The following is a 24170-nucleotide window of genomic DNA, read 5'->3' as shown; positions in this document are numbered from 1 at the left end:
CACGCCATGGCCGATTTCCTTCCCGTCCTGCGTGTGCTTGGCGTGCTGCTGATGCTGTTCGGCGGCGTCATGCTGGTGCCGGCCGGCGTGTCGTACGCCATGGACGACGGCGTGTTCTGGGTCTATCCGCAGGCCATGGTGGTGGCCGTGGCGGCGGGCCTGGCCATCTGGTGGCTGGGCCATCGCAGCCGGCGCGAGCTGCAGGCGCGGCACGGGGTGATGCTGGTGGCCTTCGTCTGGCTGGTGCTGCCGGTGGCCGCCTGCGTGCCGCTGATGCTGGGCTTTGCGCAGATCGGCCGGCCGCTCACCTGGGTGCATGCCTATTTCGAAGCCGTCTCGGGGCTGACGACCACCGGTGCCACCGTGCTCAACCATGTCGATACGCTGCCGGTGTCGCTCAACGTGTGGCGAACCTTCCTGCAGTGGCTCGGCGGCATGGGCATCCTGATCCTGGCGGTGGCGGTGCTGCCGCTGCTGGGCGTGGGCGGCAGCCAGCTGTTTCGCGCCGAGGCCGCCGGCCCGGTCAAGGACACCAAGCTCACGCCCCGCGTGGCCGAGACGGCCAAGGGGCTGTGGGGGGTGTACGGCGTGTTCTCGCTGCTGTGCGCGCTGGCGTATTGGCTGGGTGGCATGACGCCGCTCGACGCGCTGATGCACATGTTCGCCACGGTGAGCCTGGGCGGCCTGGCGCCGCACGACGCCAGCTTTGCCTACTTTGCGTCGCCGCTGCTCGAAGGCATCTGCACCGTGTTCATGCTGCTGGCCAGCTGCAATTTCGCGCTGTATTTCGTGGCCGTGCGCAAGCGCCGGCTCAACTGCCTGTACCAGGACCCGGAGATGCGCGCGACCATCCTGACGCTGCTTGGCAGCGGCCTGGTGGTGGCCGCGCTGCTGTGGCTCAAGGGCGTGTACGGCCCGCTGGAGGCCTTGCGGCTGGGCATGTTCCATGCGGTCTCGGTGGCCACGACCACCGGCTTCGCCACGGTGGACTACCTGCAGTGGCCGGCGTTCGCGCCGGTGCTGATGCTGATGCTGTCGGGCGTGGCCACCAGCGCCGGCTCCACCGGCGGCGGCATCAAGATGGCGCGGATGATCCTGCTGCTCAAGCAGACCCGGCGCGAGATGACACGCCTGGTGCACCCGCAGGCGGTGCAGCCGGTGACCATGGGCGGCGCGGTGGTGCCCGACCGCATGATCTTCGCGGTGCTGGCCTTCATGCTGGTGTACGGCGCGACGATTACCGGGCTGACCATGGCGCTGCTGCTGACCGACATGGACCCGCTGACGGCCTTCTCCGCCGCGCTGGCCAGCGTGCACTGCACCGGGCCGGGCCTGGGCGAGCTCGGTCCGGCCAACAACTATGCGGGCCTGACGGATTTCCAGCTCGGCGTGTGCACGCTGGCCATGCTGATGGGGCGGCTGGAGATCCTGAGCTTCATGGCGCTGCTGACGCCGGCCTTCTGGAGGAGGTGAGGCTGGCTGCGATGCCCCGGCCCCCGGCCGTCAATAGCGCAGCTCGCGCCGCGACTCCAGCTGGGCGTCCACCTGCTGGGCGGTGATGGCCTCGTGCTTGCAGCCGAAGGCCTGGTACAGCTCCATCTGGTCCTGGTAGTGCGGTGATTGGCGGCCGTCGGGCGCGACAAAGCCGCTTTGGCCGGGAGGCGCGGCCGTGCACAGCTGCACCGCGCCCTGTGCCGGGAAAATCACCCGGTTGTTCTCGGTGCCGCGGTTCATGTAGGTGGGCAGCGCCAGGGCCTCGTCTTCGCCCGCCTGCGGATAGCCCATGAAGTTGGTGGTGAGGAACGGGTGCGGGGCCACCGGCGTGAGCCAGGCCGACATGTCGCTGCCGTATTTCGCCGTCAGCTCGCGCACGGCTTCGGCCAGCGCATCGCGAATCATTGGATGCTGGTCTGCGCCATTGAAGAAGTCGTAGGCCTGCGGTACGCCGGCCTTGCTGCCGGCCAAGGCGTTGTACAGCAGCTTGGAGCCGTTGCCGGGCCGGATGCTGCCGGGCGGCACCGCGGCTGGATAGCCGGCGGACGAATACTGGGCAAACACCTCGGCCGGAAGGTCGTCCGCCAGCAGTTTGCGGTACATGATGGGCAGCCAGGCGCGCATCACGGTCGCGGCCGGCTCGATGTAGTTCGGGCCGTTATGCGGGTTGGTGTTCAACCCGTTCCAGGAGGCCAGCAGCTGCGCTGCCTTGCGCACCGGATCGGCCGGTGCCAGCGCGCGGGTGGCGGCCGCGATGTACGGCACGAAGTAGCGGGCGTTCGTGTCGGCAAACGAGGCCTCGCGGTTCAGCTCCCACACCTGTTCGGGCGAGAGCCTGGGCCGGGCTTCGATGCGCAGGATGAGTTCGTTGACGCGGTCGACGAAGCTGAAGTTGCCGCCGTCCGTCAAGGCGCCGGGGGCGGGCTGGTTGTTCCAGTTGGCAATGTAGCCCTGCGCGGGGTTGTAGACCTGGGGCAGCTGCTCGAAGGGCTTGAAACCCTGCCACTCCATGCTGCCGTCGCCCAGCGCGGGCAGGCGGACGTCCTGCGCCGCAGGGCGGATCGGCAGGCGGCCCGGCGACACGTAGCCGATGTTGCCCTGGGCGTCGGCATAGTACCAGTTGATGGTGATCGCCACCCGCGCGGCCTGCCGCAGGAATTCATCCCAGTTGCGGGCCCGCGTCATGTGGATCCAGCCCAGCAGGGATTCGATTTCATGGCCGTCCCAGGCGCGGCGCATCGAGTAGGCCACATGGCTGGCCGCGTCCACGCTGGTGACGATGCCGTGCACCGTGCTCAGCACCTCGACCTGCCGATCCGCCTCGCCCTTGACCTTGACGGTCTCGGTGCGCTGGCCCATGGCCCGGTACTGCCCCTGGTAGAGGTATTGGCGGTGATTCGCCGGGTCGAGCTGCTCCTGGTACATGTCGTTCACATCCTGCGGGCCGGCGGTGGCGCCCCAGCTGATGTGGCCGTTCGTGCCGAACAGCACTACCGGGTGTGCGAAGGGCGTGTTGCCGACGAGATCGAAACCGGCGCCGTGCAGGCCGATGCCGAACACATAGGCCGGGTTGAACCAGCCGAACTGGGGGCCGTTGACCAGGACCGTGCTGCCATCGGTGGTTTTTTTCGGGCCCACGATCCACAGGTTGGAGGCGACGGGCCGCTCTTGCGGCAGGGCCATGCCTTTCCAGGTGGCGAGCAAGGTGTCCGTGCGCTCCAGGGTGGCAATGGAAACCGGTGCGAGCCTGTCGCGCTGAGCCTGGCCGCGGCCCTCCGATGCGGTCGCTTGCACGGCCGCGGCGCCGCCCGGGCGCGGCACGGTGGTGGGGGCGGCCGTGTCTTCCAGCCACCGCAGCTGCTCGAACAGCTGGCTGCCCAGCTGCTCGCCTTTGGCACGCTGGAGCTGCTGGAGCAGTTGCAGGTTGGCGATTTCGCTGCTGCCGTTCGAGAACCGGTTGGCCATGGTGCCAACCCAGATCATCGCCACGTCATAGCCTGTCCAGGGAACGGGATCGAAGCCCGCATCGGCGAACTGCCTGGGCAGTAGCGTGGCCCGGTTCGCGAGGACTTCGCGGATGCGTGCATTGAAGCCGTCGGCATAGCCCTCGAAGATGTCTCTGTCCTCTGGCGCGAGCCGCGCCAGCTGGGCCTTGATTGAGGCCGGCGTGAAGAGCCGGCGCACATCTGCATCGCGCGCCGCATGCTTCGGGCCCAGCACCTCGGCGACGCTGCCCAGTACCGAGCGCCGGGCCATCTCCATCTGGAAGAGCCGGTCCTCGGCTACGGCGTAGCCGAAGCCATGGAATACGCCGCGCACCGTGTCCGCATAGACGTGGGGAATGCCGTAGCGGTCGCGCTTGAGCGTCAGCGATCTCGGGGCAGTGGCGGTGGCGGCGGTGGATTCTGGGGCGCTTGCCTTGGCATGGTCGCCGCTGCTGCTGCTGCAGGCGCCGAGAAGCAGAAGGGCCAGCGCGGCGGCCAGCGGCCGGGCCCGCATGGCCGGTGCAGTGATGCTCATGCTTGTCTCCGATCTAAACACGGTGGCGACGGGCGGTCTCGCCTCAGCGGTGGTCGAAGCTCAGCTTCAGCTCCTTGCCCACGGGACGGGCCTGGCAGCTGAGCACAAAGCCCTGGGCGACTTCGTCGTCTTCGAGGGTGTAGTTCTTGTCCATCGTCACTTCGCCGCACAGCACCTTGGCCCGGCAGGTGCAGCAGACGCCGGCCTTGCAGGAGAACGGCAGGTCGAGCCCGGCGTCGAGCGCGACGTCCAGCACGCGCTCGCTGGGGGCCATGGCCATCTGGTGCTCGGTGCCGTCGATGACGACGGTCAGCTGCACGCTGCGCTCGACCTTGGCCTTGGGGGCGTCGATCGTGACGATCTGCACGCCCGCCGGAGCGCCCGCGTTGAAGCGCTCGGTATGCACCCGGTGGGCTGGAACTCCGACCGCCAGCAAGGCCTGCTCGGTGGCGTCCATCATGGGCTCGGGGCCGCAGATGAAGACCTCGTCCATGCTCTTGACCGGCAGGAAGGTGGAGATCAGCGCGTTCACCTTGTCGCCATTGATGTAGCCCTGCAGCAGGTCCACTTCCTGGGCCTGGCTCGACAGGACGTGGATCATCGTGAAGCGGTCGGCGAAGCGGTCCTTCAGGTCCTGCAGCGCCTCGTTGAACATGATGGTGGCCGTGTTGCGGTTGCCGTAGATCAGGGTGAACTTGGATTCGGGCTGCTCTTCGAGCGTGCTGGCGGCAATGGACAAAATGGGGGTGATGCCCGAGCCGCCGGCAAAGCCGACACGGTGGATGGCGCGGGGCTTTTTGACGACGAAGCGGCCGTCCGGCGGCATGACGCCGATGTGGTCGCCGGCCTTGACCGCGGTGACGGCCCAGTTGGAGAAGACGCCGTTTTCCACCGGGCGGATGCCGACCTCGATTTCACCGCTCCTGGCGAATCGGCTGCGCGGGCTGCTGATGGAGTAGTTGCGGCGCACGTCCTGGCCGTTGATGCGGGCGCGCAGCGTCAGGAACTGGCCGGGCTCGAAGGCGAAGGCGGCCCGCAGCTCGGCGGGGATGTCGAAGGCGATGGCCACGGCGCCTGCGGCTTCCGGACTGACGCGCTTGACCTTGAGTGCATGGAAGTGGGGGGCGGACATGCTGGCTTCTCCGGTGGGTGCTCAATAGGGCTTGAAATAGTCGAAGGGTTCCTGGCAGTCCAGGCATTTGTAGAGGGCCTTGCAGGCGGTGGAGCCGAAATGCGAGGACTCCACGGTATGGTGGGAGCCGCAATGCGGGCACGGCACGGCAGGCCTGGCGGCGGCGCCGCGCACGAAGTGCAGCACGTTCTGGCCGGCCGCGCGATCGGGGGCGCAGCGCCCGCCGGGTGGCGCAATGCCGTAGGCGAGCAGCTTTTGCCTGGCGGCAGCGCTCATCCAGTCGGTGGTCCAGGCCGGAGCGAGCTGCGTCACCACCCGGGCGTGCAGGCCGGCCGCCTGCAGGGCGGCGCGCACATCGTCCTCGATCTGGCCCATCGCCGGGCAGCCGCTGTAGGTGGGGGTGATGACCACTTCCAGGCCATCCGGGCCCGCGCGCACATCGCGCAGAATGCCCAGCTCGCGCAGCGATACCACGGGGATTTCCGGGTCTGCCAGCGCCTCCAGGGCGGCCCAGGCGGCTTGCACGGGATTGGCGACGGTGCTGCTCATGGCGTCACCAGGTGGCGTGCGGGTGGGCGCGGGCCAGGCCCTGCATTTCGGCCAGCAGAAAGCCCAGATGCTCGGAATGCAGGCCGCTCTTGCCCTGGGTGATGTAGCCGCCGGCAGGCGGCCGCGCCAGCCCGGCTTCGGCCAGGGCGTCGTCGACCAGCGCATCCCATGGGGCGCGCAGGCCGGGTACATGCACGCCCACGCCGGCGGCCTCGGCCGCGGCTTCGATGCTGCTGCCGGTCCAGAACTCCTGGGTGTAGGGCATCAGGTGGTTCAAGGCCGCCTGGGCGCGGGCCTGCGATTCGTCGGTGCCGTCGCCCATGCGCACCAGCCAGTCCCGCGAGTGGCGCAGGTGGTAGCGCACTTCCTTGAGCGACTTGGCGGCGATGGCCGCGAGCTGCTCGTCGCTGGACTGCTGCAGCGCCTCCCAGACCAGCACCATCAGCGCGCTGTAGAGGAAGTTGCGCACGATGGTGGTGCCGTAGTCCATGCCGGCCTGTGCGTAGCCGACCAGCGGGCCGTGGTGCGGCAGCTCCAGCAGGGTGTAGTTGCGGAACTCGGGCCCGTCGCGGAAATAGGCCAGCCGGTCTTCGCTGGCGTCGCCGCCGATGGCCGTGGCGGCCTGCTGGTACAGCAGGCGCGCCTGGCCGATCAGGTCGAGGCTGACGTTGGCCATGGCAATGTCTTCTTCGAGTATGGGGCCGTGGCCGCACCATTCGGCGTTGCGCTGGCCCAGCACCAGGGCGTTGTCGGCCAGGTGCAGCAGGTAGTTGGCGGTCGCGCTCATGGTCACATGTGCCCCACTTCTTGCGGAATGTCGTAGAACGTCGGGTGGCGGTAGATCTTGTCCGCCGCCGGATCGAACAGCTCGCCCTTGTCGCTGGGGTTGCTGGCGGTGATCTGGGCCGAGGGAATGACCCAGATGCTCACGCCTTCCTGGCGGCGGGTATAGACGTCGCGCGCCATCTCCAGCGCGTGGCGCGCATCCGAGGCGTGCAGGCTGCCGCAGTGCTTGTGGTCCAGGCCTTGCTTGCTGCGAACGAAGACTTCCCACAGGGGCCAGTCTTTCAGGGCGGGGGTGTTCATGCTGCTTCCTTCATCGCGCGTTGTTGTTGTTTGCGGGCGTGGGCGAGCGCGGCATCGCGCACCCATTGGCCGTCGTTGTGGGCCTTGACGCGGGTGGCCAGGCGCTCGGTGTTGCAGGGGCCGTTGCCGTTGACCGTGGCCCAGAATTCGTCCCAGTCGATCGGGCCGTAGTCGTGGTGGCCGCGCGCCTCGTTCCACTGGAGATCGGGGTCGGGCAGGGTCACTCCCAGCACCTTGGCCTGCGGCACCGTGGCGTCGATGAATTTCTGGCGCAGCTCGTCGTTGGAGACGCGCTTGATGCCCCAGCGCATGCCTTGGGCGCTGTTGGGGCTGTCGGCATCCGGCGGGCCGAACATGGCCAGGCATTTCCACCACCAGCGGTTGACCGCGTCCTGCACCATGGCCTTTTGCTCCGCGGTGCCGCGCATCATGACCAGCAGTGCCTCGTAGCCCTGGCGCTGGTGGAAGGACTCCTCCTTGCAGACGCGGACCATGGCGCGCGCATAGGGGCCGTAGGAGCAGCGGCACAGCGGCACCTGGTTCATGATGGCGGCGCCATCGACGAGCCAGCCGATCACGCCCACGTCGGCCCAGGTGAGGGTCGGGTAGTTGAAGATGGAGCTGTACTTGGCCTTGCCGCTGTGCAGGGCCTGCAGCATCTGGTCGCGGCCGACGCCCAGCGTTTCCGCCGCGCTGTACAGGTACAGGCCATGGCCGCCTTCATCTTGCACCTTGGCAATGAGGATCGCCTTGCGCTTGAGGCTGGGGGCGCGGCTGATCCAGTTGCCTTCGGGCAGCATGCCGACGATCTCGCTGTGGGCATGCTGGCTGATCTGGCGCACCAGGGTCTTGCGGTAGGCGTCGGGCATCCAGTCCTGCGGCTCGATGCGGCCGTCGGCATCGATGCAGGCATCGAACTTCGCCATCAGCTGCGGCGGCTCCACGGCTGCCGCGGCCTTTTGGCCGGGTTGGCCGGCATCATCCGGCACGCTGAACGATTGGGTGTACATCGCGGTTGCTCCTTGGGGTTGAGTGGTGCTGCGGATTCAGGGCAGCAGGCGCCATGTGCCGTCCTTGACTTCCAGCATGCGGAAGGCCGACAGGTCGAGGCCCATGTGGTCCGTGGGCGACATGTTGAAAGTGCCGCTGGTGGCAACGAAGTGCTTCGTGCCCTCGATGGCGTCGCGCACCTTGGCCTTGTCGGCGCTGCCGGCGCGCTTCATCGCGTCGACGGTCAGCATCAGGGCGTCGTAGGCGTAGCCGCCGAAGGTGGATGCCTCGGACTTGTAGCGGGTCTTGTAGGCTTGGTCGTAGGCCGTCACGACCGCCTTCTGCGGGTCGCTGTCCGGCAGCTGGCCGGGGATCAGCTGGGCCGGCGAAGGCAGGCGCAACCCGTTTGCGGCAGGGCCTGCGAGCTTGAGGAATTCGTCCGACGCCACGCCATGCGACTGGTACAGCGGCAGCTTGATGCCCAGCTGCCGGTAGTTCTTGGTGACGATGGCCGGCCCCTGGCCGAGCCCGAAGACGAACACGGCCTGTACGCCGGCGGTGTTCTTGATCTTGGTCAGCTGCGGACTCATGTCCGTGTCCTTGGCGCCATAGGTCTCGTTGGCCACCAGCGTGATGCCGTACTTGGCGGCAACGGCCTCGGTCTCCTTCTTGCCCGATTGCCCGAAGCCGGAGGTCTCCGACAGCAGCGCCACCTTGGCCAGGCCGCGCTTTTTCATGTCCTCGAACACTTTTTCCGCGGCCATGCGATCGGTGTGGGGGGTCTTGAACACCCATTTCTTCACCGGCTCGACCACCACCACGGCGCCCGCCAGCGAGATGAAGGGGGTTTGCGCCTTGGTCAGCAGCGGCGCCATCGACATGGTGGCGCCGGTGGTGGTGCCGCCGATGACGGCATCGACCTTGTCGTTGTCGATCAGGCGCTTGGCGAAGCCGTTGGCCTTGTTGGCATCGCTGCCGTCGTCATAGTGCACCAGCTCCAGCTGGCGGCCCAGCACCCCGCCCTTGGCGTTGAGGTCTTCCACGTACAGCTGCAGGGTCTTCAGTTCAGGATCGCCGAGAAAGGCCGCCGGGCCGGTGACCGACAGCACGGCGCCGATCTTGATGGGCTCGGCGGCCGGGGAAGCGGCCGCGCCCAGTGCCAGCAGGGCGCCGGCGGCGATGGATTGGAGGGGAAATTTCATGCGTGTCTCCGGGGTGAAGGGGCTGGGGGTGGTGGCTCAGACCTGCTTGGGCCGCTCGTCGAATACGCGGCGGGCCTTGCCGGTCAGGGTGCGCGGCAGGGCATGGGCTTCGAAGACCTTGACGAGGGTGGAGATGCCGACGATGGTCTTGATGTGGTGCTGCAGCTCTTTGCCGATCCGCTGTACGTCGCTGGCGCCCAGCTGGCCGCTGGCATGGGGCTGCAGCTCGCAATGCACTTCCACGTTGTCCATATGGCCGTCGCGCGACAAATGGATCTGGTAGATGCCCGACAGCTGGGGGATGCGCATGATCTGCTCTTCGACCTGGGTGGGGAAGAGGTTGACGCCGCGCACGATCAGCATGTCGTCCGAGCGGCCGGTGATCTTGCCGATGCGGCGGAAGGCGCGCGCCGTGGGCGGCAGCAGGCGCGTGAGGTCGCGGGTGCGGTAGCGGATGACGGGAAAGGCCTGCTTGGTCAGCGAGGTGAAAACCAGCTCGCCCTGTGCGCCGTCCTCCAGCACTTCGCCGCTGTCGGGGTCGATGATTTCGGGGTAGAAGTGGTCTTCCCAGATCACCGGGCCGTCCTTGGACTCGATGCACTCCGACGCGACCCCCGGCCCCATCACTTCGGTCAGCCCATAGATGTCGATGGCGTCGATGCCGAGCTTTTTCTCGATCTCGGCGCGCATGCCCTCTCCCCAGGGCTCGGAGCCGAAGATCCCGACTTTCAGCGAGATGTCCTCGGGCTGTATGCCCCGGCGCTCGAACTCCTCGGCGATCACCAGCGAGTACGACGGGGTGACCATGATGGCATCGGCCCTGAAGTCCAGGATCTGCTGGACCTGCTTTTCGGTCTGGCCGCCGGACATGGGCACGGCCGTGCAGCCCAGGCGCTCTATGCCGTAGTGCGCGCCCAGGCCGCCGGTGAACATGCCGTAGCCATACGAGTTCTGCACCATGTCGCCGGCGCGCACGCCGGCGGCGCGCAGCGAGCGGGCGATCAGCTCCGCCCAGTGCTCGATGTCCTGCCGGGTGTAGCCGACCACGACCGACTTGCCGGTGGTGCCGCTGGAGGCATGCAGGCGCACCACCTGCTCGCGCGGCACGGCGAACAGTCCGAAGGGGTAGTGGTCGCGCAGGTCCAGCTTGGTCATGAATGGAAACCGGGCCAAGTCCTCCAGCGACTTCAGGTCGTCGGGGTGCACGCCCTTGGCGAGGCATTTGTCCCGGTAGGGGGCTACGTTGTCGTAGGTGTGGCGCAGCGACCACTGCAGGCGCTGCAGCTGCAGCGCGGAAATCTCGTCGCGGCTGGCTTTTTCGATCGGCTCCAGGTCGCCCGGCGCGGGCTGCTTGACGGTCATGGCTGGTCTCCTTGGATAGGTCTGGAATCTGGATGGCTGGCTGTGGCTGGCGCGGGGAGGGGCTTCAGGCCCCGGCGGCAGGATGGGCCGTGACTTCGCCCTTGACGCGGTAGCTCTTGCCCCGAAAGAGCGCCACCGTCTTGCCGCCGGCCACGCCGACGGTGACGTCGTAGACCCCGGTGCGGCCGGTGGCCGAGCGTTCGACGGCCGTGGCCTCGAGCACGTCGCCCACCTGGGCCGGGGCGACAAAGTCGATGTGGCAGGCCGAGCCCACGGTGTTGAGGTTGTGGCTGTTGCAGGCGTAGGCAAAGGCGGTGTCGGCCAACGTGAAGATCAGGCCGCCGTGGCAGGTGTAGTGGCCGTTGACCATGTCGGCGCGCACGGCCATGCGCAGCATGGCGGTGCCCGGCGCCACCGATACCAGCTCCATGCCAAGTGCATGGGCGGTCAGGTCGCGTTGCCACATGGCCTGGCTGGCGGCTTCGGCCAGGGCCTGGGCGGTTGCAGTTGCGGTTGCGCTGGCATTCATGTTCATGCTCCGGTGAAATGGGGCGCACGCTTTTCGAGAAAGGCGGCCACGCCTTCCACGTAGTCGCGGCTGCGGCCGAGTTCGCGCATGTACAGGCCTTCCAGCGTGAGCTGCTGCTCCAGCGTGTTGCTGCGTCCTGCCTGCATGGCCTGGCGGGTGCGCACCAGCGCGCGGGTGGGCATGGCGGCCAGCTGCCGCGCCAGCCCGTCGACGGCGGCCGCGAAGGCCTCGTCGGCCACCGCCTCCCAGATCAGGCCCCACTCGGCGGCCTTGGCGGCGGGCAGCTTGTTGCCGGTCAGCGCCAGGCCGAGCGCGCGGGCCTGTCCCAGGCGCTGCGGCACCAGCCAGGAGCAGGCGCTATCGGGGATCAGGCCGATCCGGGCGAAGGGCAGCATGAAAGAGGCGCAGTGGGCGGCTATCACCATGTCGCAGGCCAGCGCCAGGCTGGCGCCGGCCCCGGCGGCAACGCCGTTCACGGCGGCAATGGTGGGCACGCGCAGGTTGGCCAGCCGCATGGCCAGCGGCTTGTAGTGGCGCTCGACCACATCGCCGAGATCGGGCGGGGTGTCGCCAGGCACGAAACGCACCTCGGCGTCGGCCAGGTCCTGGCCGGCGCAAAAGCCCCGGCCGGCGCCGCTCAGCACCAGCACGCGTACGGCGCTCTGGTGCTGGATGCCGTCCAGGGCAGCGCGCAGCTCCGCGTGCATGGCCGCGTTGAAGCTGTTCATTTTGTCCGGGCGGTTGAGTGTCAGGCGGGCCACGCCGCCGTCGCTCACCTCGAACAGGATGTGCTGGTAGTCCATGGACCGCTCCTCAGGCGTGGTAGCGGCGCTGCACCACGCGGAAGCGGTTGGCCACAAACGCGGAGTCCGAGTAGGAGGCATTGGCGGAAGGATTGCCGCCGGTGCCGTGGTAGTCGGAGAAGGCGCTGGACTGGTTGACGAACACGCCGCCTGTCAGGTTGATGGACAGGGCCACCTTGCCGCGCCAGCTGGCTGCGGTCATGGCGTCGACCACCTCCTGGCGGGTGGAGTACAGGCCCACCGTCAGCGCGCCATGCTCGCGCACGACGCGCTCGGACAGGGCGATGCCGGCGGCGCTATCCGCCACCTTGACGACAAAGCTGATCGGGCCGAAGCGCTCTTGCATGTAAGCCGCCTCGTCGGCTGCGTCGCAGGCCAGCAGCACCGGGGTGCGCACCTGGGCCGCGGGAAACTCGGGGTTGCCCAGCGCCTGCGAGGCCAGCACCACGCGGCCCAGCTGGCCGCTGTTGGCATGTTCCACGCGTGCCACGGTGGCTTCGGACTGGATGGCGCCGAGCACGGCGCAGGCCACCTCGGGCTTGGACAGGAAGCGGCTGATGGCCTGACCCAGGTCGGCGCAGACTTGGTCGTAGCTCTTGTGGCCTTCGTCGGTGTCGATGCCGCCGGCCGGAACGAAGATGGCCTGCGAGGTGGTGCACATCTGGCCCGAGTACAGCGACAGCGTGAAGGCCAGGTTGCCCAACATGGCCTTGTAGGCATTGGTCGAGTCGATCACGATGTTGTTCACGCCGGCCAGCTCGGCATAGACCTGGGCCTGCTTGCAATGCTCGATCAGCCACTGGCCGAAGGCATTGCTGCCGGTGAAATCCACCGAGCTGACGCCGGGGTGCGTGGCCAGGGCCTGGGTGGTGCTGCGGCTGTCGGTGGCGCACAGCGTGACCAGGTTGGGATCGATGCCGTTTTCGGCCAGCACGCTGCGGATGGTGCGCACGGTGATGGCGGCGGGCAGGATGGCATTGCTGTGCGGCTTGACGATGACGGCATTGCCGGTGGCCAGGGCGGCGAACAGGCCGGGATAGGTGTTCCAGGTGGGGAAGGTGCCGCAACCCACCACCAGGCCAACGCCGCGGCCCACGATCTCGAAATGCTTTTTCATCAGCAGGGCCGGGTTCTTGCCCTGGGGCTTTTCCCACACGGCCTCGGCAGGCACGAAGCTCTGCTCGCGCCAGGCATAGGCCACGGCCTCCAGGCCGCGGTCCTGGGCATGGGGGGCGCCGGCCTGGAAGGCCATCATCCAGCCCTGGCCGGTGGTCATCATGACGGCATGGCCCAGCTCGAAGCTCTGCCGGTTCAGGCGCGCCAGGATTTCCAGGCAGATGCCGGTGCGCGCCGCGGCCCCTATGGCCTGCCAGCCCGGCATCGCGGCCAGGCCTGCCGCGATCAAGACCTCGTGGCCGCACAGCGGGTAGCGCACGTTCAACGGGCCGCCGTAAGGCGAGGATTCGTTGCCAGTCCAGCCGCTTTGCCCAGGCTGGTGCAGCTCGAAGTCCTGGCCCAGATGCGCTTCATAGGCGCGCTTGCCTTCTTCTGCGGCCGTCTCGCCATAGGCCTTGGGGCTGGGCATCTCGGGGTAGGGCGACCAATAGCCGCGGGTGGCAATGGCATGCAGGGCGCCCTGGAGCGTGGCGTGGTGCTTTTCAAACAAGGGGTGGGACATGCTTTTTCCTGGGTGGTGGCGGTGGGGCTTCATGCGCGGCGCCATGGGGCTCTGGCGCCTTGCTTAAAGTGATACATAAAAATAAAATTACATGGAAATATTGTGTCTATTGATCCATGTCAAAAGAATGGTGTTAACCCTTAAATGATGCAAAAAATAATTCATCGTTATTTTTATGTATCGCTTTTTTGGAAGTGGGGAAGGCGGGGTAGCGCCGCCAACGGTAGTGCGGGAGAAAGGGGTGGCCGACGGGCCAGCCGGGTATCACATGCCCAGATAGGCTGCCCGTACCTGCTCGTTGTGTATCAAATCCTGGCCGGAGCCGGTCAGGCCGATTGCGCCGGTTTCGATCACATAGCCCCGGTCTGCCAGCGCCAGCGCGGCAAAGGCGTTCTGCTCGGCCAGGATGATGCTCATCTCCTGCGCCTTCAACGCCTTGACCACGTTGAACACTTCCTGCACCAGCAGCGGGGCCAGCCCCATCGACGGCTCGTCGAGCAGCAGCAGCCTGGGGCGGCCCATCAGCGCCCGGCCGATGGCGAGCATCTGCTGCTGCCCGCCGGACAGCGTGCCCGCGGGCAGCTTGCGCTTTTCCTTCAGGATGGGAAACATGGCATAGACCCTGTCCAGGTCTTCGGGCAGCTGGTGCCGGGGCCGGGTGTAGGCGCCTAGCCGCAGGTTGTCCTCGATGGCCAGGGGGCCGAACACCTGGCGCCCTTCGGGGCTTTGGCAGATGCCCAGGCGCATGCGCCGATCGGCCCGCACCCCGGAGATGTCCGCGCCATCGAACCAGAGGTGTCCGCCGCTGATGGGCTGCACGCCCGAGAGGGCGCGCAGCAGGGTCGTCTTGCCGGCGCCGTTGGCGCCGACCAGGGCCACGGTTTCGCCTTGGCGCACTTCCATGTCCAGGCCCTTCAGCGCCTCGATGCGGCCATAGCAGCTGCGCAGTCCCTGCACCTTGAGCAAGGTCTGGCCGCCGGCGGTGTGCAATGCGTGCATGTGGGTTTTCCTTTCAGGCATGTGCGCCCAGATAGGCTGCGATCACATCGGGGTTGCTGCGGATTTCGTCTGCACTGCCCTCGGCCAGCCGCTTGCCGTAGTCCAGCACCAGGATGCGGTTGGACAGGTTCATCACCATCTTCATGTCGTGCTCCACCAGCACGACGGTGACGCCGGAATCGGCCACCTTGCGCACCAGCTGGTCGATCTCGATGGTCTCCTTGGGGTTGAGCCCGGCCGCGGGCTCGTCCAGGAATATCAGGCGCGGCTGCATGGCCAGGGCGCGGGCGATTTCCAGGCGCTTGAGCGCCCCGTAGGGCAGGGCGTCGGCGCGCGCGCCCAGGTATTGCTCCAGCCCGACAAAGCGCATCAGTTCTGCCGCTTCGTGGCGCAGCGCCTTGTCCCCGGCGCGCAGGCCGGGCCAGCCCAGGGCGGCCTTGAACAGGTTGCGGTCCAGCCGCAGATGCGCCCCCAGCATGACGTTTTCGAGCGCCGTCATGTTCATGCAGATCTGCAGGTTCTGGAAGGTGCGAGCCACGCCGCGCTCGGCCAGCTCGTCGGGGGATTTGCCCTGAATCGGCTCCCCCGCCAGGCGGATCTCGCCGGCGCTCGGCTGGTAGACCCCGGTGATCAGGTTGAACAGCGTGGTCTTGCCCGCTCCGTTGGGCCCGATCACCGCGTAGACGATGCCGGCATCGATGCTGAAGGACACCTCCTGAAGCGCCTTGACGCCGCCGAAATGGATGGACAGGCCCTTGACTTCGAGTAAAGCCATGTTCATTCCCCCTTGCCGAATCTGGCGGCCAGGGTCGGCACCAGGCCCTTGGGCAGGAAGATCATGCACAGCATGAGCACCGCGCCGAAGACCACGGTCTCCCAGCCTTCGAAGGTGGCCAGCGCCTGGGGCAGGGCCGTCAGCAGGACGGCGCCGACGATGGAGCCGAACACCGAGGCCATGCCGCCCACCACGACCATCGTGACCAGCTCCACCGAGTGGAAGAAGTCGGCGAAATTGGGCGTGACAAAGGCCATGTAGTGTGCGGTGACGCTGCCCATGAGGCTGGCGAACACCGCCGACATGACAAAGACCGTGACCTTGTAGCGCACCACATGCACGCCGACCACCTGCGAGGCCACCTCCGAGCCGTGCAGGGCGCGCAGTGCGCGGCCAAAGGGCGAGTCGATCATGTTCAGCGAAGCCCAGACGCTGAAAACCAGCAGTCCGGCGACCACCCAGTACCACTGCCGGTCGCTGCTGAGCTCATGGCCGAACAGCTCCATGGGGGGCACCGCCATGCCATCGGGCCCGCCGGTCCACTGGGCCTCGTTGCGCAAGGCGATGTTGATGATGATGCCCAGCCCCAGCGTTGCCATGGCAAGGTAGTTGCCCTTGAGCTTGAAGATGGGGCGTGCCACGATGCCGGCGATGGCCGCCGTGGCGACCGCGCCTGCCGCCATGGCCAGCAGTGGGTGCCAGCCGAAATGCGTGGGCAGGACGGCGGAGGCATAGGCGCCAATGCCCAGGAAGCCCGCATGCCCGAGGCTGATCTGGCCGGCGAAGCCGATCAGCAGGTTGAGCCCGATGACGATGATGGCATTGATGCCTATGCGGATCGCCAGGTCCAGGTAGTAGCTGTTGGGCACGATCCAGGGCAGGACCAGCAGCACGGCGGCCAGCAGGCCCAGGCCGAGGGTGGTGTTCTTTTTCGATGCCATGCTCACACCCGATCGGTTGATTTGCCGCCGAACAGGCCGCGTGGCTTGAAGAACAGCATCAGCAGGATCAGCGCGAACGGGATGGCGTCCTTGTAGGCGGACGAGACATAGCCCGCGCCCAGGGCCTCGAGCACGCCGACCAGCAGGCCGCCGACCACGGCGCCCAGGCCATTGCCCAGGCCGCCGACCACGACGGCAACGAAGCCCTTGAGGCCCAGCATGATGCCCACGTCGTAGGAGGTCATGGTCAGGGGCGTGATCAGGATGCCGCCAAGCGCGCCCAGGGCGGCGGCCATGGCAAAGCTCATGAACAGGACCCAGCCGGTGTTGATGCCTGCCAGCTCCGCCGCCATGCGATTGATGGAGGTGGCCAGCATCGCCTTGCCCGTGAGGGTGTGGTTGAAGAAATGCCACAGGGCGGCCACCACGGCGCCGGTCACCCCCAGCACCCACAGGCTCTGCGGCAGCAGGGTAGCGCCCAGCAGCGTCAGCGGCGACTCGCCGGAAAACGCCGGCAGGCTGTGCGTGCCCTTGCCAAGCCAGATTTGGACCAGGCCGCGGATCACCAGCGATGCGCCGATGGTGATGATGATCAGCGACACCGGTTCGGCGTTCTTGACCGGCTCGATGGCCAGCTTCTCCAGCGCCACGCCGACCAGCGCCGGAAGGGCGATGGCGAGCAGGGCCACCACGGGTATGGGCAGGCCCATCTGCGCGAAGACCACGGCCAGCATGCCGCCGAGCATGATGAATTCGCCCTGGGCGAAATTGATGACGTTGCTGGCGTTGTAGATCAGGGTGAAGCCCAGCGCCGTCAGCGCGTAGGTGGCGCCTACGGTGATGCCCGAGAAGAGGAACTGGAGGAATTCGGCAAGCATCAGCGCTTCCTCCTGGGGATGGGGTGTGCGTGGGGTTCCAGTGGCATGGCGGCGCTCCTTGTGAATTTGCGTTTTTAATTGATACAAATCAAGTTGTTTATTATTTATTTATGTATCTATTTTTCGGAATAGGGTTAGCACCAATGAAGCATGATGGCAGATGCCTGTGTGCTTGCTTTTCTTGGTTCATACGTGCTTGCTGTCCTCTTGATTGCGCGGGAAAGGACTGGCGTGGGCGGATGAAGGCAGGGCGTGGAACGCCATGCTTGTTTGCCTTTTATTGATACTTTAATTTTGTGTTTATTGTTTTATATGTGTCTTTATGAGCGCTGGCGATGCCTCGCCAGCGATTTGGCAGGGCTGGTCATCGGTACCATCTTGGAAATGAATGCATCGCACACCGCATATGAACGTACCTACTGAGCCCGATGCCATCGAGGCCCTGCTGGAGCACTTTCGCCAGAAAAGCCGAGTCCAGGCGCGCTCGCTCATCACTTCCGTGTTTGGCGATGCCATACTGCCGCGCGGCGGGCGGGTCTGGCTGGGCAGCCTGATCCAGTTGCTGCAGCCGCTGGACATCAACGAGCGGCTGGTGCGCACCACGGTGTTTCGGCTGGTCAAGGACGAGTGGCTGCAGGCCGAGGCGCTGGGGCGGCGCACGGACTACATGCTCACCCCCGCGGGGCGCCGCCGGTTCGAGAAGGCCTCCCGGCAGATCTATGCCATCGATAGCCCGGGGTGGGATCGCCGCTGGCGCCTGATCATGGTGATGGGCGACCTGGATGCCCGCCAGCGCGAGCGCTTGCGCCGGGCCCTGTCTTGGCAGGGGTTCGGCGAGACCGGCACGGGCTGCTTCATCCATCCCAGCGCCGAGCTGGATGCGGCACTGGATGCGGTGGCCGCCGAAGGCCTGGCGGACCTGCTGCCCCAGCTCATGCCCATGGTGGCGATCAATCCCAGGCTGAATCCCGCCGCCGAGGATGCCAGCCTGATCCGCCAAGCCTGGGATCTGGATGAGCTGGCGGTTGCCTATGACGGCTTCGTGGCGCGCTACCAGCCGGTGCTGGATGCGCTCAGGCAGGCTCCGGGCGGCGAGGTGGACGAGGAGCAGGCGTGCCTGACGCGCATTCTGCTGATCCATGATTTTCGCCGCCATCTGCTGCGCGACCCCCAGCTGCCCGAAGTGCTGCTGCCCGCGGGCTGGCCCGGCCACCAGGCGCGGCTGCTGTGCAAGGAGATATACCGGCGTCTGCTGGAGCCGTCGGAGCGGCACCTGGACAAGTGCCTGCAGCTGGCGGGGGGGGAGATGCCGCGCGCTGCGGATTGGCTGTCCGGCCGCTTCCAGATCCCGGACGATGCCCTGGCGGTTCCGGGCTGACGGGCTTTCGCGCTTGGTGGCCAGGGTCGAACGGCGGGGGGGCTATTGAAACCCCGAATGTCCGACGCCAATTCTCTACAATTGCCGGTCAACGACCTCGCCCGCCGCGCGGCGGGCCCACGAAGAATACATACCTCCTATGGTCCCGAATCTGATTACCGCCCTCACGGGGCCCATCGACGAACTGGAGCAGCGCATGCTGGACTCCATGCCCGCGATCGAGCGCTGGTTCCGCCTGGAATGGATGGAGCACACGCCGCCGCTGTATTCGTCGGTGGACATCCGCAACGCCGGCTTCAAGGTGGCGCCGGTGGACACCAACCTGTTCCCCGGCGGCTGGCAGCATCTCACGCCCGAGATGGTGCCGCTGGCGGTGCAGGCGGCGATGGCGGCGATCGAGAAAATCTGCCCCGAGGCCCGCAACCTGCTCATCATCCCCGAGAACCAGACGCCGAGCCCGCAGTACCTGGCCAATTTGCTGCAGCTGCGGCATATCTTCGGCATGGCGGGGCTGAATGTGCGCATCGGCTCCATCGATCCCGAAATCAAGGATGCGGTCAAGCTCAAGGTGGGCAGGCAGGAGCTGGTGCTCGAGCCCGCGCTGCGCCAGGGCCGGCGCGTGGGGCTGCGGCACTTCGACCCTTGTACCATCCTGCTGAACAACGACCTGTCCGCGGGCGCGCCGGGCATCCTCGAAGAGGTGTACGAACAGTTCGTGCTGCCGCCGCTGCATGCGGGCTGGAGCGTGCGCCGCAAGAGCCGCCATTTCCAGAGCTATGAAGAGGTGGTCAAGCGCTTTGGCAAGCTGATGGGCATCGACCCCTGGCTGCTCAATCCCATGTTCAGCCGCCTGGGCAACGTCAATTTCCTGGACGACGCCGACCCTGGCATGCAGGAGCTGGGCGAGGGCGTCGATACGCTGCTGGCCAAGGTGCGGCGCAAGTACAAGGAATACGGCATCAACGAGAAACCGTTCGTGGTGGTCAAGGCGGACAACGGCACCAACGGCCTGGGCGTGATGACGGTGCACGACGCGAAGGAGCTGCAGTCGGTGGGCGCCAAGGTACGCAGCCAGATGGCCACCGGCAAGGGCGGCGCGCCGGTGCACGACGTGATCATCCAGGAGGGCGTGCAGACCATCGAGCGCATGCAGAACGAGGCCGCCGAGCCGGTGGTCTACATGATCGACCGCTATGTGGTGGGCGGCTACTACCGCGCCCACTCCGACAAGGGCCGCGAGGAGAACCTCAACGTGCCGGGCGCCCACTTCATTCCGCTGGCCTTCGAGCAAGGCATCTCGCCGGGCGACTCGGTGGGCGCCAGCGCGCCCAACCGCTTCTATATGTATGGCGTGGTGGCGCGCCTGGCCATGCTGGCCGCCAGCTATGAGCTGGAAGCGACCGACCCCGAGGCCGAGATCTACGACTGATTTCGCGGCCAGGTTGGAATGGGTGCTATATAAATTATAGCTATTGGCGCTTATTCCATGGGCGCTAAAGGCGAATTTCGCACAAAAATTCCCGGCCTGCTGTCAAGTGGTACTGTCCCGCATTCAAAATCCGCCGGATGGCGCACAATCGACATCCAATAAAAAGGCCATGCCAACGCATGGCGGCAAAGGCTTGACGTGCAAAGCAGCTCAAAATCTTCGCTCGGCGCCCTGACGCTGGGCGCAGTCGGCGTGGTGTATGGCGATATCGGCACCAGCGTGCTCTATTCGGTGAAAGAGGTTTTCGGCTCGGGGCATGTCCCGTTCACCCACGCCAATGTCTATGGGGTGCTGTCCATCCTGTTCTGGACGCTGACGCTGATCGTGTCGCTCAAGTACGTGGTGCTGGTGCTCAGGGCCGACAACAACGGCGAGGGTGGCCTGATCGCGATGCTGGCGCTGGCCTCGCAGGCGGTGAAGGACCAGCCCCGGCTGCGCGCCGCGCTGATGATGGTGGGCATCTTCGGCACCTGCCTGTTCTATGGCGACGGCGTCATCACGCCGGCCATCTCGGTGCTGTCGGCCGTCGAGGGCCTGGAGGTGGTGTCGCCGCGCTTCAAGGGGGCGGTGATACCGCTGACGCTGGTGGTGCTGATCGGGCTCTTCCTCATCCAGAAGCGCGGCACGGCCGATGTGGGGCGCTTCTTCGGCCCCGTGATGGTGCTGTGGTTCGTCAGCATCGCCCTGCTGGGGTTGTGGAACCTGGTCGGGCACCCGACCATCCTGTGGGCGCTGAGCCCGCACCACGCGCTGCGCTTCATCATGCACAACCCGGGCATCAGCTTCATCATCCTCGGCGCGGTGGTGCTGTGCGTCACCGGTGCCGAGGCGCTGTATGCCGACATGGGGCATTTCGGGCGCAAGCCCATCCGCATCGCCTGGTTCTCCATCGCCATGCCGGCGCTGACGCTGAACTACTTCGGCCAGGGCGCGCTGCTGCTGGAGAATCCCGAGGCGGTCAAGAACCCCTTCTTCATGCTCGGCCCCGACTGGGCCACGCTGCCGGTGGTGCTGCTGGCGACCATGGCCACGGTGATCGCGTCGCAGGCCCTGATCACCGGCGCCTTCAGCGTGAGCAAGCAGGTGATCCAGCTGGGCTATCTGCCGCGCCTGAGCATCGAGCACACCAGCGTGCGCGACACGGGGCAGATCTACATCCCCTTCATCAACTGGGGGCTGTGCGTGGCCATCGCGCTGGCGGTGCTGCTGTTCAAGTCCAGCAGCAACCTGGCGGCGGCCTACGGCATTGCGGTCACGCTCGATATGACGATCACCACCGTGCTCACCTTCTTCGTGCTGCACAAGGGCTGGAAATACCCGCTGTGGCTGGCGCTGGCGCCCACCGCGTTCTTCTTCGTGATCGACATCACCTTCTTCAGCTCCAACCTGCTCAAGCTGTTCGACGGCGGCTGGTTCCCGCTGGCGATCGGCCTGTTCATGTTCACGCTCATGACCACTTGGAAGCGCGGCCGCGACCTGGTGCATGAAAAACTGCATGCCGACGGCATCGAGCTCAAGGGCTTTTTGCAGATGGTGCTGCAGCAGCCGCTGACCCGGGTGCCCGGCACCGCGGTGTTCCTGACCGCTGACCCCAACGTGGTGCCCACGGCCCTGCTGCACAACCTCAAGCACAACAAGGTGCTGCACGAGCAGAACATCTTCCTCACCATCGTCAACCACGAAGTGCCGTGGATCGGCCTGGACAAGCGGGTGCAGATGCAGGCGCTGGGCAGCAACTGCTGGAGCGCGCAGATCAACTACGGCTTCAAGAACGACCCCGATGTGCCCGCCGCGCTGCAGGTGCTGCGCGGGCGCGGCTGCGAGATGGAAAGCATGGCGACCAGCTACTTCCTGTCGCGCGACGTGTTCATCCCCTCGGAAAAGAACGTGGGCATGGCATCCTGGCGCCAGAAGCTGTTTGCGCAGATGCACCACAACGCGGCCGGCGTGGGCGACTTTCTGCTGCTGCCCAGCAACAGCCTGGTGGAGCTGGGATCCAAGGTCGAGGTCTAGCGCGTGGCTGCAGGCCAGGCCGATTGCTGGTAGGCTGCGGGGCTTTTGAGCCTCGCAAGCAGCATTCACCATGCAGTTCTTCCGTGACTGGAGCCCGTCGGCCTTCGTGGCCGGTTTCGTGGCCGTGCTGGTCGGCCTGACCAGCTCCATCGCCATCGTCTTCCAGGCGGCGCAGGCCTTCGGCGCCACCCCGCAGCAGGTCTCGTCCTGGGTCTGGGCGCTGGGCATAGGCATGGGGCTGTGCTCGTGGCTGCCGTCCATCCGCTGGCGCAAGCCGGTCATGGTGGCATGGTCCACGCCCGGCGCGGCCGTGCTCGCCACAGCCGGCGCGGCGGGCGGCTTTTCCATGCCCGAGGCGGTGGGCGCCTTCATCCTGAGCGCCGCGCTCATCACGCTGGCGGGCGCCTCCGGCTGGTTCGAGCGGCTGATGGACCGCATCCCGCTGGCGATCGCCTCGGCCCTGCTGGCCGGCGTGCTCACGCGCTTCGGCCTGGATGCCTTCGCCGCCGCCACCGGCAACCTCTGGCTGGTGGCCGCCATGCTGCTGGGCTACCTGGTAGCGCGCCGCTGGTGGACGCGCTATGCGGTCATGGCCACCCTGCTGATCGGCATCGCCGTCGCCTATGCGCAGGGGCGCATCACCTGGTCGGCGGTGCATGGCGCCTGGACCTGGCCGGTCTTCACCATGCCCAGCTTCAGCTTCTCGGCCGCGGTCAGCCTGGCGCTGCCGCTGTTCGTCGTCACCATGGCCTCGCAGAACCTGCCGGGTGTCGCGGTCATCCGCGCCTCGGGCTACGACCTGCCCATCTCCAAGCTCATCACCATGACCGGTGTCGCCACCTTGCTGCTGGCGCCCTTTGGCGGCTATGCGCTCAACCTCAGCGCGATCACCGCGGCCATCTGCATGGGCGAAGAGGCGCACCCCGACCGCAAGCGCCGCTACACGGCCGCGGTGAGCTGCGGTGTGATCTATGTGGTGCTGGGCTGCTTTGGCGCAGTCATCGCCGGGCTGCTGATGGCCTTCCCGCGCGAGCTGGTGGTGGCGATCGCCGGCATCGCCCTGCTGGGCACCATCGCCAACGGCCTGCTGGTGGCGCTGCGCGACGAGCAGTACCGCGAGGCCGCGCTCATCACCTTCCTCGTCACGCTCAGCGGCGTATCGATAGCCGGAGTCGGTTCGGCATTTTGGGGCGTGGTGGCCGGCAGCATTGCGCTTTTTGTGCAACATTACGGGCAACTGCGCAAATAGCGCCATCGACCTTGGATTGGATTCCCATGCACATTCTGTTCGTCGCCGACCCCCTGGAAGTCTTCAAAACCTACAAGGACAGCACCTTCGCCATGATGCGCAGCGCGCAGGCGCACGGCCACAGCATCAGCGCCTGCGAACCCCAGGACATGCAGTGGATGAGCGGCGGCCAGGTCAGCGCGCGCGTGCGCGACATCGTGCTGACCGGTGGTGAAGACCCCTGGTTCAGCGTCAGCCAGGAGCGGCGCGCGGCCATCGCCTCATTCGACGCGGTCATCATGCGCAAGGATCCGCCGTTCGACAGCGAATACTTCTACGCCACCCACTTGCTGGAGCAGGCCGAGCGCGAAGGCGCCAGGGTCTTCAACCAGCCGGCGGCGCTGCGCGACCATCCGGAAAAGCTGGCGGTCATGGAGTTCGCCCAGTTCGCTCCGCCCACGTTGGTCACGCGCCGCGCGCAGGACATCCGCGATTTCCACGCCCAGCACCAGGACATCATCCTCAAGCCGCTCGACGGCATGGGCGGCATGGGCATCTTCCGTGTCGGCGCCGACGGCATGAACCTCGGCAGCATCATCGAAACCCTGAACCAGGGCGGGGCGCAAAGCGTCATGGTGCAGAAATACCTGCCCGAGATCGTGGCCGGCGACAAGCGCGTGCTGATCATCGGCGGCGAACCGGTGCCCTACTGCCTGGCGCGCATCCCGCAGGGCAGCGAGATCCGCGGCAACCTGGCGGCCGGCGGCAAGGGCGTGGCCCAGCCGCTCGCCCAGGAAGACCAGGAGATCGCCCGCTATATAGGAGAGCGGCTCGCGCCGCGCGGCCTGCTGCTGATCGGGCTCGATGTCATCGGCCACAGCATCACCGAGATCAACGTCACCAGCCCCACCTGCTTCCAGGAAATCGAGCAGCAGACCGGCTTCAAGGTGGCCGACATGTTCGTCGCCGCGCTGGAAAAAGCAATGCGCCAAGGCTAAGTGCTTGATTTGTCATAATTCGGACAAATAAGCTGGTTCAAATTGGAGATTTTTCTCGGGATTGATGGGAAGGGTGGGAAAACCCCTGTATACTTCAGTCCATCGACAGCGCGGTGCTCCTGAGCT

Annotated in this window: 21 protein-coding genes; 6 read left to right on the top strand and 15 right to left on the bottom strand. The window is 66.5% G+C overall.

Features of this window, described 5'->3' with window-relative positions; translation table 11 throughout:
- Positions 1-6 precede the first annotated feature (6 nt).
- Positions 7-1473, top strand: a complete 1467-nt coding sequence (locus ACODRX_RS15590) for a TrkH family potassium uptake protein (protein WP_488872438.1) — start codon at positions 7-9, stop codon at positions 1471-1473.
- A 30-nt stretch (positions 1474-1503) separates the two neighbouring features.
- On the opposite strand, the gene ACODRX_RS15585 is transcribed toward ACODRX_RS15590, so the two are convergent.
- The 15 genes from ACODRX_RS15585 to ACODRX_RS15515 all read right to left on the bottom strand — a co-directional run bounded on the left by ACODRX_RS15585 (position 1504) and on the right by ACODRX_RS15515 (position 16938).
- Entirely contained in the window at positions 1504-4014 is a 2511-nt protein-coding gene (locus ACODRX_RS15585) for a penicillin acylase family protein (protein ID WP_488872437.1), read from the bottom strand.
- 43 nt (positions 4015-4057) lie between these two features.
- A complete protein-coding gene (locus ACODRX_RS15580; RefSeq protein WP_488872436.1) occupies positions 4058-5146 on the bottom strand; it encodes a 2Fe-2S iron-sulfur cluster-binding protein in 1089 nt (362 codons plus the stop codon).
- 21 nt (positions 5147-5167) lie between these two features.
- The gene (paaD, locus tag ACODRX_RS15575) at positions 5168-5695 is read right to left on the bottom strand and encodes a 1,2-phenylacetyl-CoA epoxidase subunit PaaD (RefSeq protein ID WP_488872435.1); all 528 of its coding nucleotides are present in this window, start codon (positions 5693-5695) and stop codon (positions 5168-5170) included.
- Between the two features lie 4 nt (positions 5696-5699).
- Positions 5700-6482 carry a 1,2-phenylacetyl-CoA epoxidase subunit PaaC gene (gene paaC / locus ACODRX_RS15570; RefSeq protein WP_488872434.1) on the bottom strand — a complete coding sequence of 261 codons (783 nt, stop codon included), beginning with the start codon at positions 6480-6482 and terminating at the stop codon, positions 5700-5702.
- A 2-nt stretch (positions 6483-6484) separates the two neighbouring features.
- The gene (gene paaB / locus ACODRX_RS15565; protein ID WP_488872433.1) at positions 6485-6781 is read right to left on the bottom strand and encodes a 1,2-phenylacetyl-CoA epoxidase subunit PaaB; all 297 of its coding nucleotides are present in this window, start codon (positions 6779-6781) and stop codon (positions 6485-6487) included.
- Entirely contained in the window at positions 6778-7791 is a 1014-nt protein-coding gene (paaA, locus tag ACODRX_RS15560) for a 1,2-phenylacetyl-CoA epoxidase subunit PaaA (protein ID WP_488872432.1), read from the bottom strand. The genes paaB and paaA overlap by 4 nt, the downstream gene beginning before the upstream one ends.
- Before the next feature lie 36 nt (positions 7792-7827).
- Positions 7828-8973 carry an ABC transporter substrate-binding protein gene (locus ACODRX_RS15555; RefSeq protein ID WP_488872431.1) on the bottom strand — a complete coding sequence of 382 codons (1146 nt, stop codon included), beginning with the start codon at positions 8971-8973 and terminating at the stop codon, positions 7828-7830.
- 36 nt (positions 8974-9009) lie between these two features.
- Positions 9010-10335: a phenylacetate--CoA ligase PaaK gene (paaK, locus tag ACODRX_RS15550; RefSeq protein WP_488872430.1), complete on the bottom strand. Its 1326-nt coding sequence runs from the start codon at positions 10333-10335 to the stop codon at positions 9010-9012.
- A gap of 64 nt (positions 10336-10399) precedes the next feature.
- Positions 10400-10864: a hydroxyphenylacetyl-CoA thioesterase PaaI gene (gene paaI, locus ACODRX_RS15545; protein WP_488872429.1), complete on the bottom strand. Its 465-nt coding sequence runs from the start codon at positions 10862-10864 to the stop codon at positions 10400-10402.
- Between the two features lie 2 nt (positions 10865-10866).
- Positions 10867-11667, bottom strand: a complete 801-nt coding sequence (paaG, locus tag ACODRX_RS15540) for a 2-(1,2-epoxy-1,2-dihydrophenyl)acetyl-CoA isomerase PaaG (protein WP_488872428.1) — start codon at positions 11665-11667, stop codon at positions 10867-10869.
- A gap of 10 nt (positions 11668-11677) precedes the next feature.
- Complete coding sequence (gene paaN, locus ACODRX_RS15535) at positions 11678-13345, bottom strand: phenylacetic acid degradation protein PaaN (RefSeq protein ID WP_488872427.1); 1668 nt, start codon at positions 13343-13345, stop codon at positions 11678-11680.
- Between the two features lie 264 nt (positions 13346-13609).
- The gene (locus ACODRX_RS15530; protein WP_488872506.1) at positions 13610-14311 is read right to left on the bottom strand and encodes an ABC transporter ATP-binding protein; all 702 of its coding nucleotides are present in this window, start codon (positions 14309-14311) and stop codon (positions 13610-13612) included.
- A 46-nt stretch (positions 14312-14357) separates the two neighbouring features.
- Positions 14358-15119, bottom strand: coding sequence for an ABC transporter ATP-binding protein (locus tag ACODRX_RS15525; protein ID WP_488872426.1), 762 nt, complete (start codon positions 15117-15119; stop codon positions 14358-14360).
- A 2-nt stretch (positions 15120-15121) separates the two neighbouring features.
- On the bottom strand, positions 15122-16060 hold the full coding sequence (locus ACODRX_RS15520) for a branched-chain amino acid ABC transporter permease (RefSeq protein ID WP_488872425.1): 939 nt from the start codon (positions 16058-16060) through the stop codon (positions 15122-15124).
- Positions 16061-16062: 2 nt separating this feature from the next.
- The gene (locus ACODRX_RS15515) at positions 16063-16938 is read right to left on the bottom strand and encodes a branched-chain amino acid ABC transporter permease (protein WP_488872424.1); all 876 of its coding nucleotides are present in this window, start codon (positions 16936-16938) and stop codon (positions 16063-16065) included.
- A 406-nt stretch (positions 16939-17344) separates the two neighbouring features.
- Between ACODRX_RS15515 and paaX the strand changes: the two genes are divergently transcribed.
- From paaX to gshB, 5 genes are all read left to right on the top strand, one after another.
- Positions 17345-18316 carry a phenylacetic acid degradation operon negative regulatory protein PaaX gene (gene paaX, locus ACODRX_RS15510; RefSeq protein WP_488872423.1) on the top strand — a complete coding sequence of 324 codons (972 nt, stop codon included), beginning with the start codon at positions 17345-17347 and terminating at the stop codon, positions 18314-18316.
- A 139-nt stretch (positions 18317-18455) separates the two neighbouring features.
- Positions 18456-19745, top strand: coding sequence for a glutamate--cysteine ligase (gshA, locus tag ACODRX_RS15505; RefSeq protein WP_488872422.1), 1290 nt, complete (start codon positions 18456-18458; stop codon positions 19743-19745).
- Between the two features lie 198 nt (positions 19746-19943).
- A complete protein-coding gene (locus ACODRX_RS15500) occupies positions 19944-21818 on the top strand; it encodes a potassium transporter Kup (protein ID WP_488872421.1) in 1875 nt (624 codons plus the stop codon).
- Between the two features lie 70 nt (positions 21819-21888).
- Positions 21889-23067: a benzoate/H(+) symporter BenE family transporter gene (locus ACODRX_RS15495; protein WP_488872420.1), complete on the top strand. Its 1179-nt coding sequence runs from the start codon at positions 21889-21891 to the stop codon at positions 23065-23067.
- Between the two features lie 26 nt (positions 23068-23093).
- Complete coding sequence (gene gshB / locus ACODRX_RS15490; protein ID WP_488872419.1) at positions 23094-24044, top strand: glutathione synthase; 951 nt, start codon at positions 23094-23096, stop codon at positions 24042-24044.
- The last annotated feature ends 126 nt before the right edge of the window (positions 24045-24170 follow it).

Source organism: Comamonas sp. FG99, from assembly GCF_057808605.1.
This window is presented reverse-complemented; position numbering and strand designations above follow the sequence as displayed.

Coding starts and splice junctions, on each gene's coding strand:
- paaG (WP_488872428.1), bottom strand. CDS start 11,667: ATGGACTACCAGCACATCCTGTTCGAGGTGAGCGACGGCGGCGTGGCC.
- paaX (WP_488872423.1), top strand. CDS start 17,345: ATGAACGTACCTACTGAGCCCGATGCCATCGAGGCCCTGCTGGAGCAC.
- ACODRX_RS15515 (WP_488872424.1), bottom strand. CDS start 16,938: ATGCTTGCCGAATTCCTCCAGTTCCTCTTCTCGGGCATCACCGTAGGC.
- ACODRX_RS15555 (WP_488872431.1), bottom strand. CDS start 8,973: ATGAAATTTCCCCTCCAATCCATCGCCGCCGGCGCCCTGCTGGCACTG.
- paaD (WP_488872435.1), bottom strand. CDS start 5,695: ATGAGCAGCACCGTCGCCAATCCCGTGCAAGCCGCCTGGGCCGCCCTG.
- ACODRX_RS15495 (WP_488872420.1), top strand. CDS start 21,889: ATGCAGTTCTTCCGTGACTGGAGCCCGTCGGCCTTCGTGGCCGGTTTC.
- gshA (WP_488872422.1), top strand. CDS start 18,456: ATGGTCCCGAATCTGATTACCGCCCTCACGGGGCCCATCGACGAACTG.
- ACODRX_RS15520 (WP_488872425.1), bottom strand. CDS start 16,060: ATGGCATCGAAAAAGAACACCACCCTCGGCCTGGGCCTGCTGGCCGCC.
- gshB (WP_488872419.1), top strand. CDS start 23,094: ATGCACATTCTGTTCGTCGCCGACCCCCTGGAAGTCTTCAAAACCTAC.
- paaK (WP_488872430.1), bottom strand. CDS start 10,335: ATGACCGTCAAGCAGCCCGCGCCGGGCGACCTGGAGCCGATCGAAAAA.
- paaN (WP_488872427.1), bottom strand. CDS start 13,345: ATGTCCCACCCCTTGTTTGAAAAGCACCACGCCACGCTCCAGGGCGCC.
- paaI (WP_488872429.1), bottom strand. CDS start 10,864: ATGAATGCCAGCGCAACCGCAACTGCAACCGCCCAGGCCCTGGCCGAA.
- ACODRX_RS15525 (WP_488872426.1), bottom strand. CDS start 15,119: ATGGCTTTACTCGAAGTCAAGGGCCTGTCCATCCATTTCGGCGGCGTC.
- ACODRX_RS15580 (WP_488872436.1), bottom strand. CDS start 5,146: ATGTCCGCCCCCCACTTCCATGCACTCAAGGTCAAGCGCGTCAGTCCG.
- ACODRX_RS15590 (WP_488872438.1), top strand. CDS start 7: ATGGCCGATTTCCTTCCCGTCCTGCGTGTGCTTGGCGTGCTGCTGATG.
- paaA (WP_488872432.1), bottom strand. CDS start 7,791: ATGTACACCCAATCGTTCAGCGTGCCGGATGATGCCGGCCAACCCGGC.
- paaB (WP_488872433.1), bottom strand. CDS start 6,781: ATGAACACCCCCGCCCTGAAAGACTGGCCCCTGTGGGAAGTCTTCGTT.
- paaC (WP_488872434.1), bottom strand. CDS start 6,482: ATGAGCGCGACCGCCAACTACCTGCTGCACCTGGCCGACAACGCCCTG.
- ACODRX_RS15585 (WP_488872437.1), bottom strand. CDS start 4,014: ATGAGCATCACTGCACCGGCCATGCGGGCCCGGCCGCTGGCCGCCGCG.